13 protein-coding genes are annotated in these 16,661 nt (G+C 45.5%); 4 read left to right on the top strand and 9 right to left on the bottom strand.

The features are described 5' to 3' along the window. Positions 1-201 precede the first annotated feature (201 nt). Positions 202-1,218 (top strand): helix-turn-helix transcriptional regulator, encoded by a 1,017-nt coding sequence (locus GZK95_RS03270; protein WP_075706261.1) that lies wholly within the window; start codon positions 202-204, stop codon positions 1,216-1,218. A 13-nt stretch (positions 1,219-1,231) separates the two neighbouring features. Here GZK95_RS03270 and GZK95_RS03265 read toward each other — a convergent pair whose 3' ends face one another. The 4 genes from GZK95_RS03265 to GZK95_RS03250 form a co-directional block, all read right to left on the bottom strand. After that, complete coding sequence (locus GZK95_RS03265) at positions 1,232-3,019, bottom strand: ABC transporter ATP-binding protein (protein WP_075714938.1); 1,788 nt, start codon at positions 3,017-3,019, stop codon at positions 1,232-1,234. Next, positions 3,016-4,806 carry an ABC transporter ATP-binding protein gene (locus GZK95_RS03260; RefSeq protein WP_225624000.1) on the bottom strand — a complete coding sequence of 597 codons (1,791 nt, stop codon included), beginning with the start codon at positions 4,804-4,806 and terminating at the stop codon, positions 3,016-3,018. Before GZK95_RS03260 ends, GZK95_RS03265 begins: the two co-directional genes overlap by 4 nt. 20 nt (positions 4,807-4,826) lie before the next feature. After that, the gene (locus GZK95_RS03255) at positions 4,827-6,026 is read right to left on the bottom strand and encodes an MFS transporter (RefSeq protein ID WP_075706258.1); all 1,200 of its coding nucleotides are present in this window, start codon (positions 6,024-6,026) and stop codon (positions 4,827-4,829) included. 331 nt (positions 6,027-6,357) lie between these two features. Then, entirely contained in the window at positions 6,358-7,332 is a 975-nt protein-coding gene (locus GZK95_RS03250; protein WP_075706257.1) for a TDT family transporter, read from the bottom strand. Between the two features lie 109 nt (positions 7,333-7,441). Between GZK95_RS03250 and GZK95_RS03245 the strand changes: the two genes are divergently transcribed. Beyond that, positions 7,442-8,332, top strand: a complete 891-nt coding sequence (locus GZK95_RS03245) for a LysR family transcriptional regulator (protein WP_075714940.1) — start codon at positions 7,442-7,444, stop codon at positions 8,330-8,332. Positions 8,333-8,459: 127 nt separating this feature from the next. Next, positions 8,460-8,765 (top strand): YebG family protein, encoded by a 306-nt coding sequence (locus GZK95_RS03240; protein WP_075706255.1) that lies wholly within the window; start codon positions 8,460-8,462, stop codon positions 8,763-8,765. A gap of 61 nt (positions 8,766-8,826) precedes the next feature. On the opposite strand, the gene vexH is transcribed toward GZK95_RS03240, so the two are convergent. Both vexH and GZK95_RS03230 read right to left on the bottom strand, forming a co-directional pair. After that, entirely contained in the window at positions 8,827-11,946 is a 3,120-nt protein-coding gene (gene vexH / locus GZK95_RS03235; RefSeq protein WP_075706254.1) for a vibriobactin export RND transporter permease subunit VexH, read from the bottom strand. After that, positions 11,946-12,998: an efflux RND transporter periplasmic adaptor subunit gene (locus tag GZK95_RS03230; protein ID WP_075714942.1), complete on the bottom strand. Its 1,053-nt coding sequence runs from the start codon at positions 12,996-12,998 to the stop codon at positions 11,946-11,948. Before GZK95_RS03230 ends, vexH begins: the two co-directional genes overlap by 1 nt. 180 nt (positions 12,999-13,178) lie before the next feature. Here GZK95_RS03230 and GZK95_RS03225 point away from each other — a divergent pair, with 180 nt between their 5' ends. Continuing rightward, positions 13,179-13,904, top strand: coding sequence for a GntR family transcriptional regulator (locus tag GZK95_RS03225; protein ID WP_083626209.1), 726 nt, complete (start codon positions 13,179-13,181; stop codon positions 13,902-13,904). A 72-nt stretch (positions 13,905-13,976) separates the two neighbouring features. Here the strand turns inward: GZK95_RS03225 and GZK95_RS03220 are convergent, their stop codons facing one another. From GZK95_RS03220 to GZK95_RS03210, 3 genes are read right to left on the bottom strand one after another with little or no spacing between them, the layout of a single operon-like run. Then, complete coding sequence (locus tag GZK95_RS03220; protein WP_139315058.1) at positions 13,977-14,999, bottom strand: SIS domain-containing protein; 1,023 nt, start codon at positions 14,997-14,999, stop codon at positions 13,977-13,979. Between the two features lie 21 nt (positions 15,000-15,020). Continuing rightward, entirely contained in the window at positions 15,021-15,869 is an 849-nt protein-coding gene (locus GZK95_RS03215) for a PTS system mannose/fructose/sorbose family transporter subunit IID (RefSeq protein ID WP_083626211.1), read from the bottom strand. After that, a complete protein-coding gene (locus tag GZK95_RS03210; RefSeq protein ID WP_075706251.1) occupies positions 15,862-16,656 on the bottom strand; it encodes a PTS mannose/fructose/sorbose/N-acetylgalactosamine transporter subunit IIC in 795 nt (264 codons plus the stop codon). The genes GZK95_RS03215 and GZK95_RS03210 overlap by 8 nt, the downstream gene beginning before the upstream one ends. Between the last annotated feature and the right edge of the window lie 5 nt (positions 16,657-16,661).

Raw genomic sequence — 16,661 nt, 5'->3', positions numbered from 1 at the left:
TGGTGCGTTAATTACAACCACAATCACCCCAAGTGACGACAAAAGCAACAACCACCAAAAACACCAAGGTTTAGCCACCATGATTTGGCTTAATCCCTGCTGTTAGTTCGCATTATTGATACTTATCTTGTTGAAATTTTAGCCATCAAGCTTAAAATCGCTCTTTGTTAGAATTGATTCTCATTTTTACTTAAGATTGTAATGAAAATTCACACCAACACCTGTCAACCAATTACAGCCTCCCCAACCACGGAGTTAATGGATACGATTAATGCTGCACTAGAAAATATGCAGCAAAGTGATAGTGCGTGTCGTGTAAATAGACAAGTGTTGGATTATCCGGATGCAAAACTCTCTCTGACATCTTTCAATTTTGGTACTTTTAGCACCGTATTTATCGAAGGGAAAATAGACCAAGCATTTACGATTCCAATTCAGAATAATCACGAGTTTCTCTCGCTCTCATTTGTGGTCAATGGCCAGATAACCACCACCTCTCATCAGTACGACTTCAAGAACATCGCCACATCAGGAAGTGCCCATTTTTGTTCCCATCGCTTCTTTTCAGGGCAAGAACTCTATGATGTCTGTGAACAGCTTAAAGTGGTTTTTATCTGCTTTAAACAGGGCTTTATACCGGAATTTGACACCTTATATACTCACAGCAAGGCATTGGAACAGTTCGGGTTTCAACATATGCATATCCATGCCAGTCACCCAATCCAAGATTGTGTCAACCTTCTCTTTTCTCCCTTGACCAGTGAAGCCTTGCTCCCAATGTACATTCAGGGCAAGAGCTATGAGCTACTCGCCCTTTGCGCGCAATCGCTGTTTAGTGAAATTCCACGAAAAACTGGCATCAGTGATACCGCGCTAAACCGAGTACACCAAGCCCGCGATATCTTAGAGAGGCAACTGCTCCACCCACCTAAAATTCACGATCTCGCTCATTTAGTCGGCACCAATGAATGCAGTCTAAAAAAAGAGTTTAAAGCGGTGTTTGATACCAGCCCTTACGCCTACGTTATTCAACGTAGAATGGAAAAGGCCTATCGACAAATCTTAACCAGCGATCTGCCGATCACCACCATTGCTCAAAACCATGGTTATAACAACACCAGCCATTTCGCATCGACTTTCTTCAAGTATTTTGGCATCCGCCCAAGAGGGCTTAAACAGTTACGTAAAAACCCAACCAGTCACTTGCAAGCCAAGTAATACCGCTCCTAATCTATTTGTGCCCCCAATGTTTGGCACCACTTTGCGCCTGCCATAAATCGAAGTATCGACCACGCTGAGTAAGAAGATCATGGTGTTTCCCTTGCTCAATCACCTGACCATCTTCGATCACGACGATTTTTCCTGCACTCACGATCGTCGATAAACGATGGGCAATGACTATCACAGTTTTGTTTTTCACTAAATTGTCGATAGCACTTTGCACCGCCACCTCACTTTCGGTATCAAGCGCAGCGGTGGGTTCATCAAGGATCAGAATCGGTGAGTCTTTTAATATCGCCCGCGCAATACTGATACGCTGCCTTTCTCCTCCAGAAAGTCGGCCACCAATATCACCGACTTGGGTGTCATATCCCAGTGGCAACTGCTCTATAAACTCATGGCAATTGGCGAGCTTTGCCGCCTGTGTAACCTGTTCGAATGTCGCATCAGGCTTAGCCATACGAATATTGGCTAAGATGCTATCATCGAACAAATAAACATCCTGAAATACAACCGAAACCAATTGACTCAATAGCTCAGGCTCTATCGCTCGTACATCGACACCACCAATAGTCACACTACCTTGTTGCGGGTCGGCATAACGCGTAATCATCCGAGTTACCGTTGTTTTACCAGCCCCTGAGGGGCCAACCAATGCGGTTAACTGACGCGCCGGAATGGTTAGGTTTAATGCCTGTAAATCTGGTCTTGGTGAATCATGATAAGCAAACTCGACCTGTTTTAACTCGATGTCATATTGGTTGGGCACCTGTGCTGGCAGTTGTGGCAAAGCTTGAATGGCAAGTAGCGCTTCAATACGCAATAAAGACGCCTCAATCAGATGGATGATTTTTGTATAGCCCACAAAGGCAGATAAAGGCTCCGCTAAACGCATAACAATCACAACGATAGCCGCCAATATGGGCAGTTGCGTCCAGCCAAGCAAAACAAAACTGACACCGACAGCAAAAACCAACAGTAATCCCAACTCAAACACGCTCGAGATCCAAATGCTGGGTTTGGTGGCACTTTTCTGTGCTTGAGTTTGAAACTGTTCGAGCTGACGGAAATTATCTTGCAACTGCTGAGCTTTATCACCAACACAGCCAGATGAACGAATAATTTCCAGCCCCTGAACATACTCAATAATATTGGCATTCATTTGATGATGAATACGTACATACGCATCAATGCCTTGAGAGTATTTAGGCGCTAACCAGCGATAAAGTGGTAACAAGGCGGGGAAAATAAGCATCAACAGTAATGCCAACCGCCAATCATAATAAAAAGCGCATAGCGCAATCACCACAGGGCAAACCAAAGCACTCAGCAATAGATTGGCAACCGTAAGAATATAAGCGAGATTCTCATCGACATTACCCAGTAATGTTGCCGTAAGCTCACCAGTGCGTTTATCACGTAATCGCTCTAACGGCACAATGCGTAGCTGCCGTCCCAAATGAGCACGAAGCTGATGCGACACTTTAGACATATCACCTTTAAAATCGAAACCCTGCGCTCGCCAACGAGCCAACACGCAAGCCCCACCAAGAAGCGACATGACAACTAACCAGTACCACACCTGCTCCGGCTGCTGACTGACAAACAGTGCATCAAAAATCGGCATCACGCAGGCAAAGGCTAAACCTTGTAATACCGAAGCGGCAAAGGTGGCCAAAAGCGCGAGCCTCAACGGCTGGCGGTAAGATCCACTCAGATTGCTTAATCGCTGCCATAAATCAAACCAGTTCACGGTTTCATTTGCTTGCTCGGCAACGGTGGCATTGTGCTGCTTCATACCCATTCTCCTTGCACTGTCTCACCACACATCTCTTCTTGCTGGCTCTGATAACACCATGATTGCGCCCGTTGATGGTTTTGCCACAAACGAGCATAGACGCCTTTTTGCGCCAATAAGTCACTGTGGCAACCTTGCTCGACAAGGCGTCCGTGCTCTAAGACTAAAATCTGGTCAACGTTTTGAATGGTATTGAGGCGATGCGCAACTAAGATGACGGTTTTACCTTCCATCAAGCGCGATAACGCCGCGATAATTGCCGCCTCATTTTCAGGATCAGAGAATGCCGTGGCTTCATCAAGCACCAGTATCGGGCGGTTCTGCAACACAGCGCGTGCGATGGTAATCCGCTGCTTTTGGCCGCCTGATAAAAATACCCCTCGCTCTCCAGGGCACGTTTGATAGCCTTGGGGCAACTGACAAATGAACTCGTCGGCTTGTGCCACTTTCGCCGCCGCAATGACATCTTCCATGGTGGCATTAGGACATCCAAGACGAATATTGTCAGCGATACTATGCGCGAAAAGAAACGTCTCTTGAAACACAAAAGCGACTTGGTTCATTAACGTTTCACTGCTCATCGAGCGAACATCAACACCCCCTATCTTTACCGCCCCTTGAGTCACATCCCAAAACCGAGGGATCAGTTGTGCGATGGTACTTTTCCCCGAACCTGAAGGGCCAACTAGCGCAGTAACACTGCCTTGCGCAACCGAAAAATCAATCTGATGAAGGACATTGCCCTGTGTCTCATCGTAGGCAAATCCAACCTGTTCGAAGCAAACACTATGATCCTGAGGTAGCTGAGTATTTTGTGGAATTGGCATCGCAGGAACATCCAATAGCTGCTCAATGCGCATCACGCTCATCTTGGCTTTTTCTACCAAATGAATCAGGGTGATCAATGGCGTAATCGCTTCAACCATACCGGTACCAATCAATAGCACCGCCACCCAAGTTATCATCGATAATGACTGCTGCCAGACCAGTGCTGAGCCGACCCACATAAGCACTAACATCGTTGGCAGAGCATGAAGCAAACCAAGAGAAAAACGCGATGAGAAGCTCACGCTTTCATACCAACTCACCACAATATCGCGAAATTTGTCCAGCGCATCTGAGTAGCGACGAAAACTGCTGCTGCCAGTTTCAAACGTGCGGACCACAGGCATTGCTTGCACATACTCAACAATCGTTGCACTCACTTCCTCTCTGGTTTCCATATAATGTTTCGATAAATCGTTATGACCTCGCATAGCAACGGCCAAAATAGCCATGCCCACGACAATCAACGCGACAACAGCGAAAGCCAAACGCCAATCGAGTAACAACAGTCCGATTAATGTGAGAATTGGTGCGATATAGGCTCTTGCATATAGGGGGGTACTATCGGCCACAAAAACATGCAGCTCTTTGACATCCTCTTGAATCACCTTACTGATCTTACTGGCACCAAATTGCTGAACAAAGCCCATCGAAACGTCGCCAAGATGTTGCGATAGCTGCGTTCTTAACAATCTTTCTAGTTTAAAGGCTGCGTAGTGAGACTGTGATAATGATTGCAATCGACCTAGGTATGCTGCAACCGCACACACTACTGCCAATCCGAACTGCTCAACTGGCCACGTCTGGCTCTGCTGTAAACTTTGCAGCGCAAGAGCGAGTAAATACAAGCCAACCAAAGCAAACAGCGCACTCAAGACAGACAGCGACATTGCAAATCGAATTTGCCATTTAACTGGAGCCATTATCTGCCAAGCACTTTTTGCTGAACGTGTTTCTTCCATAGTCAAAACTCCTAAAGTACTTATTGAGGCGATGTCTCGAGATAAATTTGATTTTTCCGAAGCAATAGAAAACCGCCACACACCGCCAGTACTAGGGCAAAACATGCGAAAGGTAAGTCTGTGTTGAGGTGGTAAAGCGACGTTGCTAACAGTGGACCGACTATATACCCCCCAGCTTGAGCACCAGCGGCAAGACCAGATGCAGCACCTAACTCATGCTCATTAACAGCGAGTGTCACCGCAGTATTAAAGCCCGTAGACACTAACCCCATCGAACAGCCAAACAACGCAAACAGGATATGCATTTGCCAGCTTGCCGAAGGGAAAACAAGTAACCCAAAAGCTGTGGCACCAAACAGAAGACCAAATAGCAGTTGGGTAAATGCGTGAGGAGAAAAACGACGAATCACCAAGACTTGTATTAATAGCGTCGCGATAGCAGAGCAAAGAAAACCAATACTGGTTTCGGCGGCTGCTTGTTCTGCCGTCAAACTAAATAGATCTTGATAGCGAAAGGCGGTTAACTGCATTAAGCCGGCAAAAGCGACAAAAAACACAAAGCCAATCAGTAAATAGATACGGATTCGAACATCGGTCACTCGCAATTTACTCTTGGTCGTCGTGACCGTTTGTGATGGCGCATTATTGGGCATAACCAATAAAACTAAACTGGCAGCGACTAGAGAAACCGCAGCAGAGACGTACAAGGGTAACGTTATCGAAACAACCACCAACACCGCCGCTATCGCCGGGCCGGCAATCATTCCCAAACCGAAGGCTGCTTGAATTGACGCCATGGCGGATGCCCGTTTCTCGATCGGACTCGACTCAGCCATCGCGGCTTGTACCGCAGGAAAAACCCCGCTAGAAAGCAAGGCATACGCCAAACGCGACAATGTCAGCAACCAAAATGTCACCGTCACCGACAGTAGACCAAAACGCCCTAGATCGCCGAACACAGCAAACACCGCCATAGAGATGGCATAGCCAAAGAAACCGAGAACAATCAGACGTTTCCGCCCCCACTCATCGCTTTTTCGTCCCCAAAAAGGAGCAGAAGCCATAAAAGCAATCGCCGCTAAGGTAAAGATTAAGGCAACTTGATGATCGGCAAGACCAATATCTCTCCCTAATGGTGGCAGTACCGAGAACAACACCGATTGGCCTGCGCCCACACAAGCCAAGCCAATCAATAAAGTCCAGACATTTAACTTACTCATACTTTCTCCCTGCTAGGTTAAAAATCGCAATAGGAAGAAAGCCAATAACCAAAACCGACCACCACAATGTTCGCGTTGGTTCAATAACAGAAACGCACACAGCATGCTTGGGCCAATACTGTGCGTGAAGAGATGACATTTTCATTCCCTTATAACGTATTTTAGAGTTATTAATGATAATGATTATCAATTATTCAAATACAAGAAATGGGAATTTTTATAACGGAAAAAGGAATTTGATAGATGAGAAAAGAAAAGATATCAATAGGTTTGAGGCAGTTCGCAACCATCGCAGCGCAAGTTAACTTACGCTGCGATTTCTCTGTTGGTTTTATTGCGTGACGGGTTGAAGAACAACACGGTGTGGTTGATAGAAATGGAAGTAGCGCGCAGCAACATAGCCCACAACTAAGGTTGCAATCCACAATTCACCCACCGCAAGCGCGTGCACTTGATCCACATAGCGGTCTGCAACATTAAGCTCGACCATCCAAGCACTGAGTTTAAACAATGCGGTAGAGCCGATAACCATTGGGAAAGTAAATGCCGCAAAGCCTGCGCTAAATGGAAGTCGAAGTAGTTTAATAAAAGCCAAATAGATCACCATGGTCATTAGCACCGCAATGCCAAACAACACACCCACAATTACTGGAGATGGATCAGTGGTGACACTTAGGTAACCTGCCAATGAAAGGCTAGCTGGCGCAGCCATAATTGCTAACGTTGGTTTTGCTGCATCAGGGATCTCACCGGCAAAGATCAAACGGTAAATCATCGCAGGAAGCATTACCGCATAAGCAACCAAACCAAAAATTAAAGTCGCTTGTGCAATCCATGCAAGCTGTGGATTGCCAGAAAATGACACATCGGCAACAACAATACCCACAGGTGGAACAAACCAACTTGGAACCATATGCGACAGTTCAAAACTTTTCGCACGGTGGTAAACAAAGCTGGCTAGGAAGCTAATATGCAAGACAACCGCAACCAGCCACAACGTATCCCCAACGAGGGCTGACCATTTACCCAAACAGTTGGACACCACCATCGTCGCCATCGCAAAAGTCGGAACGACACTACCCACCACAGGGTGCGCTAAATCTTGCGCTAATAGATGACGATGAAATAGAAATTTAACACTTAAGATAACCAGCAGCACTGAAGCGATCACTGCTCCGAACATTTGTCCATAACCATTTAGCGCTGCACCGTTCTCCCAGCACCAGCCAAGACTGGCAATACCAAGCGCAAGACCAGCCATTGGTGTTGGCGCGCCGAATACTTTTGCTTTAGTTGCTTTGATCATGGTTCACACTCTTTACTTTCTTTCTGTTCTGGCAATGATTCTACTCTTGCACTTTGTTTAGTTATATCTAATTATTTAGAACATTAGTTCAATAAAATAAAACAACCTTATCGCCGTGAACATCTCACTTAAACAACTCAAAGTTTTTGCCACTATTAATCACTACGATACATTAACCGAAGCGGCTGAGGCTCTGTTTCTATCCAAAGCGGCAGTCAGTATGGCGCTTGCGGAGTTAGAAAAACAGCTGGGTCACTCGCTCTTCGATCGCGTCAATAAACGCCTAATACTCAATCAAGAAGGGCAAAAGCTGTTGCCATTGGTGGATGAGTTACTGCATCGAGTGGAAGACATTGAACTGCTGCTTGATGATGATTCTACTCTCACGGGACAGTTGCGAATCGGGGCGAGTGATACCATTGGTAATCAAGTCGCACCTTACTTACTGAGTGACTTTCGACAACAAACTGCTCACCATGCACAGAGCTTATTCATCTCCAACTCGGCACTCATTTGCCAAAAACTGGTCGACTATGAACTGGATATCGCTCTGATTGAAGGGAAAACACTACACCCAGAACTGATCTCAACTCAGTTCAGCCAAGATGAAATGTGCATTATCTGTAGTCCAAACTCACCATTAGCTAGCTTAGTTTCGCCCAAAGTAGGCGATTTGGAAGCCAGTGAGTGGATCTTACGTGAAGCAGGCTCTGGTTCTCGCGAATTTTTCCTCCGAGCTATCGCGCCACGTATAGAACATTGGCATGAGGCATTTCAGCTCAATACCACCGAAGCTCTCATCAACTGTGTTTCCGCAGGGTTAGGACTTGGCTGTTTATCACGCTTAGCAGCGGCACCTGCGATAAGAGATGGACGGGTTGTCACCATCGAACTCCCCCTCGATATGAAACGTCGTTTTTGGTTGCTGGTACACAAAGAGAAATATCAGAGCCCGTTACTAAAAGCGTTTATCAAATTTTGCTATCAGTGGCAGCAATAAATTGGGTGAAGAGAGGATACTCACTGAGCACTCGGGTCGCAGTTTTGCTGCCCGTCCTAGACTTGCTCGCTCAAAAACTGTATAAAAAGCCAGTGATTAATTATTCATTCGAGCTAGAGGAATAACCATGGCTGTAATCGTTAAGTACGTGGTAGAACGCAACGGAGAAGAGAAAATGACTTTTACCTCTAAAGCGGACGCTGACGCATACGACAAAATGCTGGATATGGCAGACGAACTATTCGGACTGCTAGGTAAAAGCGAATTATTAGAAGACGAAGCGAAGCAAGAAGACTTGGCAATGTTCTTGGCACAGAACAAAGAAGAAGTACTTTACGCTCTCGGCGCAAAACGTCGCCCAGCTCCGAAGAAAGCGAAAAAAGTCGAAGCGGTTACCGACAACGCTGAAGAGCAACAAGAAGACGCGGCATAAGCTAGCCCATTCTTGTTTGACCGCTCAAAGAAAACCGAGGCTATTGCCTCGGTTTTTGTTGTTACATCTCTCCGTGAGAGATTCGCCCTTTCACATCATGTTCAAGCTCACGTTTCAGCTCTGCTTCAACATGCCCCGGAGCTTGCGTACTGCCTGAAATCAATCGATACATCGCTGGAATCACAAACAGCGTCACTAAGGTGGCAAAGCCCATACCAAAGAAAATCACTGTACCAACCGCAACACGCCCTTCATAGCCTGCTCCTGTCGAGATGATCAACGGAATAGCTCCTGCGAGTGTGGTAAACGCTGTCATCATAATTGGACGCAGACGACGCGCAGACGCATCGATAATTGCTTTTTCAAACTCTAAACCACGGTCACGCAGTTGGTTGGCAAACTCCACGATTAAGATACCGTTTTTGGTCACCATACCGATTAGCATAATCATACCGATCTGACTGTAGACGTTGAAACCTTGTTCCATCACAAACAAACCAAGGAAACCACCGAACACGCCCATAGGTACAGTCAGCATGACCACCAGTGGGTTAATAAAGCTTTCAAACTGCGCTGCCAATACTAGGTATGCCACCAAGAGTGCCAATGCGAACACCACCAGCACGCTTGACTGGTTTTCCTTATAATCTTTTGATTCACCGGAGTAGCTCACGCTGATATCACTCGGTAAATTATCAATGGCCTGTTGGTCGAGGTAATCCAATGCCTCACCTAAGGTATAACCATCTGACAAGTTGGCCGACACAGTTACCGATTTTTGCTTGTTGTAATGCGATAGACGCACCGCTGAGGCCACTTCTTCAATCTTGGTGATGGCATCTAAGGTAACCAACTCACCAGAAGCGGTACGCATATAGATCTGAGTTAAGTCAGCCGCGTTATTGAAGCTGTTCTCATCACCACGTAAGTAAACATCATACTCTTCACCACGCTCAACAAAGGTCGTTTCACGTTTACCGCCTAGCATAATCTCCAATGTATCAGAAATATCAGCCACGCTAATCCCCAACTCGGCAGCGCGTTGCTTATCAACAGTGACGAGAAGTTCAGGGGTTTTCTCCGAGTAATCAATCTCCGCCCCTTCCATATAAGGAGATTCTTCAGCCAATAGTTGCAGCTTCTCAGCCCAACCTTTTAACTCTTGGTAATCTGAGCCGCCAAGCACAAATTGTACAGGTTCGCTAGAGCCCCCTCTAAAACCTGGCATAAATGGGAATACACGAACATCGGCCATCCCGTTTAGCGCTTTACGCACCTCACCAAGCGCTTGCTGTGCCGTCACACTGCGATCATTCCAGTCATCTAGAATCATAATCACAAAGCCAGTTTGGTCACCCGCCATACCGCCAAAGGCCGGAGATTGCATCGAGAATGATTTTAGGAAGCCTTGCCCAAGTAAAGGCATTAAACGCTCTTCCACTTCATCCATATTGGCAGCCATACGGTTGTAACTAGTCGCATCAGCACCACGAACAAAGGCAAAAATTACCCCGCGGTCTTCACTTGGAGCCAATTGTGTTGGCACTTGCTGCATCAATCCATAGCTACCACCCAGACAAGCGAGAATCACTAAGGGTGCCGCCCACTTGGCTTTAAGTGCATAGCCAAGCAGTTTGCGATATCCACCTTCCAAACGTTGGAAGATTCGTTCAACAAACAGGTTGAAACGCCCACGCTTTACATTGGCTTTAAGCAGTTTGCTACCCAGTACAGGCGTTAAGGTCAACGCAACAAGCGATGAGAAAATCACTGACATCGCAAGCAGTACAGAAAACTCGGTGAACAATAAGCCAACCATACCGTCCATAAATGAAATCGGCAGGAACACCATCACAAGAACCAAGGTGGTTGCGATAACCGCAAATCCAACTTCTCGCGTCCCTTTATAGGCTGCCAGCAACGGCTTCTCGCCCCGTTCAATATGGTGGAAAATATTCTCTACCACCACGATGGCATCATCCACCACCAGACCGATGGATAGAATCAATGCCATTAGGGTGATCAAGTTAATCGAGAAACCAAAAAAGTACGCGGCGATAAAGGCTGAAATCAAAGAAACCGGCACGGTAACGGCAGGAATCAACGTTGCACGAGCCTGCCCAATAAACACATACAGAACCAGAATGACCAAGCCACCGGTAACAAATAAAGTGCTGTAGACTTCTTCTATCGAACGCTCAATAAATACGGTTGAGTCGTAATCGATCGCCAAGCGAGTGCCCTTGGGTAAGAATTTTTGAATCTTATCTACTTCAGCATGTACCAGTTTCGCCACCTCTAGCGGGTTGGCATCTGACTGCGGAACAATACCTAAGCTAACGTTGACCACACCATCGCTTTTAAACGTCGAGTTTTCGTTTTCAGCACCAATGTACACGTCGGCGACATCTTTCAGGTAGAGCGGCGTGCCGTCACTGGCGCGGCGCACAACCAAATATTCAAAGTCTTCTACATCCTGATAAGTACGAGCAGTGCGCACCGACATCACCGTTTGGTCATTACGAACCTGTCCTCCAGGACTTTCGAGGTTTTCACTGCGCAAGGCTTGAGTAATATCGGCGGTTGTTACGCCACGCCCTGCCATCAAATCCGGTTTGAGTTTCACGTACATAACTTTGTACAACCCACCGGAGATATCAACAGAACTGATGCCAGTTAGAAGGCTAAAACGGTCGATTAATACGCGTTCGACATAGTCCGTTAATTGCGTACGGTCCATCTCTGACGAACTTAGATTGATGTAAAGTGAGGCTTCACCCGAACCATTGTTTTTATAAACAATCGGATCATCAGCTTCTTCCGGTAGCGAGCGTTGAGCACGAGCCACCGCATCACGAACGTCGCTGACACCGGTGTTTAAGTCGTAGCCAAGTTCGAAGGTAATGGTAATACGCGACATGCTATTGCGCGTGGTAGAGGTAATTTCATCGATACCACTGATGCCCGACAGTTGCTCTTCCAATGCCGAGGTAATTTGGCTTTCGATAATGGTCGCTGACGCGCCCTCATAGCGAGTGCTTACCGAGACCACTGGGCTTTCGATATCTGGCATTTCACGCACAGCGAGTTTCGAAAAGGAAACAATACCAAACACACACAGCAGCAAACTCAGCACCAACGCTGAGACCGGTCGCTTCACCGATACATCAGATAACCACATTACTTGTCACCTTTTACCGCTGGCTTGCTGCCCTGCTCGATGACATTCGCGCCATCACGCATGTTAACGATACCTTGCACAACAATACGCTGACCAATCTTTAAGCCTTTATTGATCACCACTTGATTTTCCACTCGGGCACCAAGAATCACTTCAGTACGCTGCGCAACATTATCATCTCCGATGACGTACACATAACGCTTAGTTCCTGAGTATTCCAAAGCTTGGACCGGAATAATCGGGGCATTAATAGCTGGGAAGTCCATATCCGCGAGCACAAGCATCCCCGGCTTTAGCTTAAGGTCTTGATTGGAAAAATGAATTCTCACGCGTAAATTCAGTGTCTCTTGGTTAATACGAGAATCGATGCCAATCACCTCACCACTGAAAACAACGTCATCCCAAGCACTGGTCGTCGCCGTTACTTCCATCCCCTTAGAGATTTGCGATAAATAACGCTCAGGGACTTGCAGATCCAACTCCATCACTGAGAGGTCATCTAATGACAGCAGTTCTGTGCCAGCAGAAACCATTTTTCCGCGGCTAAAATCAATAAAGCCGACCGTACCAGCAAAAGGTGCACTAATATGAAGATCTTTAAGGTCGGCGTTCGCGGCGTCTAAACGAGCTTGGGCAATTTCGACACTGGCTTTTTGCGCGTCAATTTCAGTTTGGGTGATCGCATTACGAGTAACAAGACGTTCAAACTCTTTCAACTTGCGCTGTTCATCCTTCAGATAAGCGTTAGCTTCTTTCACCGCAGCACGCGCCTTGTCATCATTTAGCTGGATCAGCAACTGCCCTTTTTTCACCGTTTGATTAGCCGAAACAGCAATTTGCTCGACTTTACCTGTCGTTTCAGGTGAAACCATCACCGATTGTGCCGCTTCCAACTTACCCACCAATGAGAGCGATTGAGAGACTTGGTGAGTTTGAACTTGCTCAGTCACGACAGTGACTGCTTGAGGACCCTGCGGGCGTTTCGCCAAAACAGCCGGCGATGCACTCAATATGGCAACCGTCAGTAAGCTTAAAATCAGTTTGTTTTTCATCGTTTGTAGTCATCCATTTATATCTACCGATATTTTAACCTCAAAAATCCTCGAATAACGTCAAGGAATGTAAATCCTAGATTCGATTCTCCTTTTAATACGGAGTAACACTGTGGATAGAGTTGCAAGGTGATCCTCGATTGCCTCATAATATGTCTATACAGGTTACTAGCAGTTCTGATGATGGCAAAAACGAAGAAGCAAGAGGTTTGCGAACACATTGTTCGATTTATTAAGAACAATCAACTTCGCAAAGGAGATAAGCTCGGCTCTGAAAGTGCGCTCGCTAAGCAATTTAATATGAGCCGGATGACAATTCGAGAAGCGACTCGAACGCTGATTGATGAAGGTTTAATTTATCGCGTAAATGGCTCTGGGCTATTTGTTGGCGAACCTAAATTAGTCAAACAAACCCATTATCATGAACTGACCTCGTTTAACGAACGCGCAAAACAGCAAGGGATGTTGGCAAAGCGAAAAGTCATATCGATAAATATTGAGAAACCTGACGAGCAAATTGCTCAGGAACTGCATATTAAGACATCAGATTATGTTTATCATATTGTTCGTTTAATGCAGTTTGACAGTATCCCTATTACGCTTGAAGACTTTTTCATGCCTGTCTCTATGTTTCCTAATTTAAACGTATCGATCCTTGAAAAATCTAAATACAAGTACGTCGAAACCACGACAAAACAAAAAGTGAATGAGAGTTTGCAACAACTCAAACCTATCATTGTCGAAGATGAAAACGTACGTAATTTATTAGACTTAGCACCAAACCAACCCGTAATGTGTGTACGAGAAGTGACATACCTTAAAGACGGAACGCCGTTTGAAGTAAACACCTCTATCTCCAATTCGAAATTGATTGAAATTAATCAAGTCGCTAAACGCTCAGAATAGCCGCTTAAAATACAAAAAAAGGAGCCGTACTTAATGTAAGGCTCCTAAATATCCTACAGGGGGTGTCGGATATTATAATGACTTAGCCAGATGCTCTGATAACTTAGGCAACCCCGGCTTAGTTAAATCAACCCCTCTAGCTTGAGAAACTAAGAAGCTAATATGTTGTAGTGGTATTACTGCTGTCACTTCATCGATCAGGTGCTCAGGTCGAACTAATATAAATTCTTGCAACTCTTGATGAGGTTTAGCGGCGATTAAATAAGCTTTAATACCGATTAAGCGTAATGCTCTAAACAAGTTGAATGCTTTATTTTCCTGATCATCAAAGTTTTCAATCACCACCACTCGAGTCGTATCAACGATTGAGTTTTGTGCACCATGAATGAACTCTTCCAAGTCAAATGCCATGGAGGGAACTCGAATCGTTTCAATGATCTTTAAAGCCCCTTCTACAGCAGTAACATTGTTGATACCTGAACCCGCAACCATCCAAGCAGAGCACTCCGACATTTCGCACAAATGTGTTTCAACAAATGCTTCGCTAGAACGCATAAACGATGGAAGACTTTGTGCTTGTTGTTGATAAGGCTCTAATTTGCCACTACCCGCGAGTTCTGCAGCAACAGAACACAGAGTTAGCAGTGAGGATGTATAGCCTTTCGTTCGGTAGATGACCGTTTCTAACCCGCAGCCAAACTCAATCGCTGCATCAGCTTCTAATGCAATAGGTTTTGTTGCGTCACCGACTAACGCCAGTGTCTTAAACTTACCTTTAACATGTTGCAATGCCGCATAGGTAGACAGGCTCGAACCACCTTGAGAAATAAAGATAAATAATGTGTTTTCATCATAAGATGCCAGATTATTGTAGGTGGTAAAGTCATAGGGATAATAATACTCAACCGGACAAGGAAAATGCTCAGCCGCAACACGAGCCGCATTTAAAGAAGTCCCTGAAGCGACCATAACTACTTTCAATTGCGCAACCTGACCAGAAAGCACTTTTGCCAGAGCCGCTCGAATACTAGGCAAATTTTCACCCGAAGCGATTAAGCTCAAAATCTCAGGCTGCTGATTGATATATGTCATCATATTATTCACTGGAAAATCCCTCTACAATAAACCAACTGCTTTACCAGCAATGCTGGCAACAATAATTCCAACCAAAATCTTATTTACTGAGTGTCCATTTTGAATCAGCTTATAACACAGCAGCGTTGCCCCTAACGGCAAGATATTCGGTAATATTTGGTCTAGAATATTTTGGAAGTTAACAATCGCACCGGACACTTCTATTTCAGTGGCTAAGTTGAGTTTAACCATTGTGGCGGTCATACCACCCACACACATTAAACCAACAATACCGAAGATCTTGTTTATCCGGTCAATCACGTTACCTGAAGCCATTTGGTCAATAAGTTTTGTACCTAACTTAAAACCTAAATTAAGACCAAACCAACGCACACCATAGTTAGGAATATTGAACAAAAGTAGAAACATCAACATACCCATAATTGAGCCTTGTTGAGCCATACTAATACCAATACCAGCGGCGATAATGCGGAATGTTCCCCAGAAGAATGAATCACCAATCCCTGACAACGGCGCCATCAATGAAGACTTGATGTTGTTCACCATGCTTGATTGCATTTTAGGGTTTTTACTGACTTCTTTTTCCAACGAAGCCGCCACGCCTAGAACAAATGGCGACATAGCCGGCGTAATATTAAATAACGCCATATTTCGCACTAAGGCATCTGACAACTGCGGCTTCGAATCACGATAATAGGCTTCTAGCGCAGGCGTGATTGAATAACAAAAGCCTAGAGCCTGCATTTTTTCGTAGTTGAAGGACAACTCCAACGTATTTGAGCGAAGGAAAATATCGCGTAGCACCTGCTTATCAATTTGATCGATAGCTTCACTTGGGCTCAATGGATTTGTTGCTTGAAAACTACTCATAAATCACCACCTCATCAGAGTCACTATCGTCACTATTATTGCTATTGTTTGAGTTCATGCGTTCAGTCAGCACCAGCGCAATGATTGCTCCTAATAGCGCGATACCTAGAATCGATAGTTTGAACAATGTTGCCAACAAGAAACCTAAGTAGAAGAAGACTTTTATTTCTCGGTTCCACAACAACTTAAGCAATAGTGCGAAACCAACTGCAGGCAATATTTTTGCCGATACCGCGATACCATCCAGAACGACTTGTGGAATCACTTCAATCGCACCTTTAACGGCATCAACACCAACCAATACCGATATAAAAGTCACGAACATCATTGGAATAGCCATCCAAGTGAAAAGGAACCAGTGCAGCCTTCCCAGTGCTTTTGTATCCCCTTTTTCAGCCAGTTCCATAGCCTTCGGCATCCGAGTCGCTCTGACTGTGTTAACGGTAATTTTTAGCGACTGCGTTAACATCGCAATCGGCAGTGCCAACGCTAAGGCAATTTCGACGCCTTGACCGGTCATCATCGCCAAAGCAGTGCCCATCACAGAACCTGTCACCGTATCGGGTGGCGTTGCCGAGCCAATAGTGACCACGCCCATAAACACGAGTTCAAGTGCCGCGCCCATCAAAATACCTGTTTCGATATCCCCCAATGCCAAACCTACGAGAGGCGCGAGAACAATAGGGCGGTTGATCATTGGAGAACCAAACATGTAATCCATGTAACCAAACAAGGTAACCAATGAAACTAAAAATGCGGGCCAAAGAGGTAACGTTACTGCGTCCATAATTC

The organism is Vibrio panuliri (genome assembly GCF_009938205.1).
GTDB lineage: Bacteria > Pseudomonadota > Gammaproteobacteria > Enterobacterales > Vibrionaceae > Vibrio > Vibrio panuliri.
The sequence above is the reverse complement of the archived record's forward strand: the minus strand, read 5'-3'. Positions and strand labels throughout refer to the sequence as shown.

Excerpts from the sequence above, each read along its gene's own strand:
- GZK95_RS03230 (WP_075714942.1), bottom strand. The coding sequence starts at position 12,998 with ATGAAAAACAAACTGATTTTAAGCTTACTGACGGTTGCCATATTGAGT.
- GZK95_RS03215 (WP_083626211.1), bottom strand. The coding sequence starts at position 15,869 with ATGAGTAGTTTTCAAGCAACAAATCCATTGAGCCCAAGTGAAGCTATC.
- GZK95_RS03265 (WP_075714938.1), bottom strand. The coding sequence starts at position 3,019 with ATGAAGCAGCACAATGCCACCGTTGCCGAGCAAGCAAATGAAACCGTG.
- GZK95_RS03260 (WP_225624000.1), bottom strand. The coding sequence starts at position 4,806 with ATGGAAGAAACACGTTCAGCAAAAAGTGCTTGGCAGATAATGGCTCCA.
- vexH (WP_075706254.1), bottom strand. The coding sequence starts at position 11,946 with ATGTGGTTATCTGATGTATCGGTGAAGCGACCGGTCTCAGCGTTGGTG.
- GZK95_RS03270 (WP_075706261.1), top strand. The coding sequence starts at position 202 with ATGAAAATTCACACCAACACCTGTCAACCAATTACAGCCTCCCCAACC.
- GZK95_RS03240 (WP_075706255.1), top strand. The coding sequence starts at position 8,460 with ATGGCTGTAATCGTTAAGTACGTGGTAGAACGCAACGGAGAAGAGAAA.
- GZK95_RS03210 (WP_075706251.1), bottom strand. The coding sequence starts at position 16,656 with ATGGACGCAGTAACGTTACCTCTTTGGCCCGCATTTTTAGTTTCATTG.
- GZK95_RS03250 (WP_075706257.1), bottom strand. The coding sequence starts at position 7,332 with ATGATCAAAGCAACTAAAGCAAAAGTATTCGGCGCGCCAACACCAATG.
- GZK95_RS03225 (WP_083626209.1), top strand. The coding sequence starts at position 13,179 with ATGATGGCAAAAACGAAGAAGCAAGAGGTTTGCGAACACATTGTTCGA.
- GZK95_RS03220 (WP_139315058.1), bottom strand. The coding sequence starts at position 14,999 with ATGATGACATATATCAATCAGCAGCCTGAGATTTTGAGCTTAATCGCT.
- GZK95_RS03255 (WP_075706258.1), bottom strand. The coding sequence starts at position 6,026 with ATGAGTAAGTTAAATGTCTGGACTTTATTGATTGGCTTGGCTTGTGTG.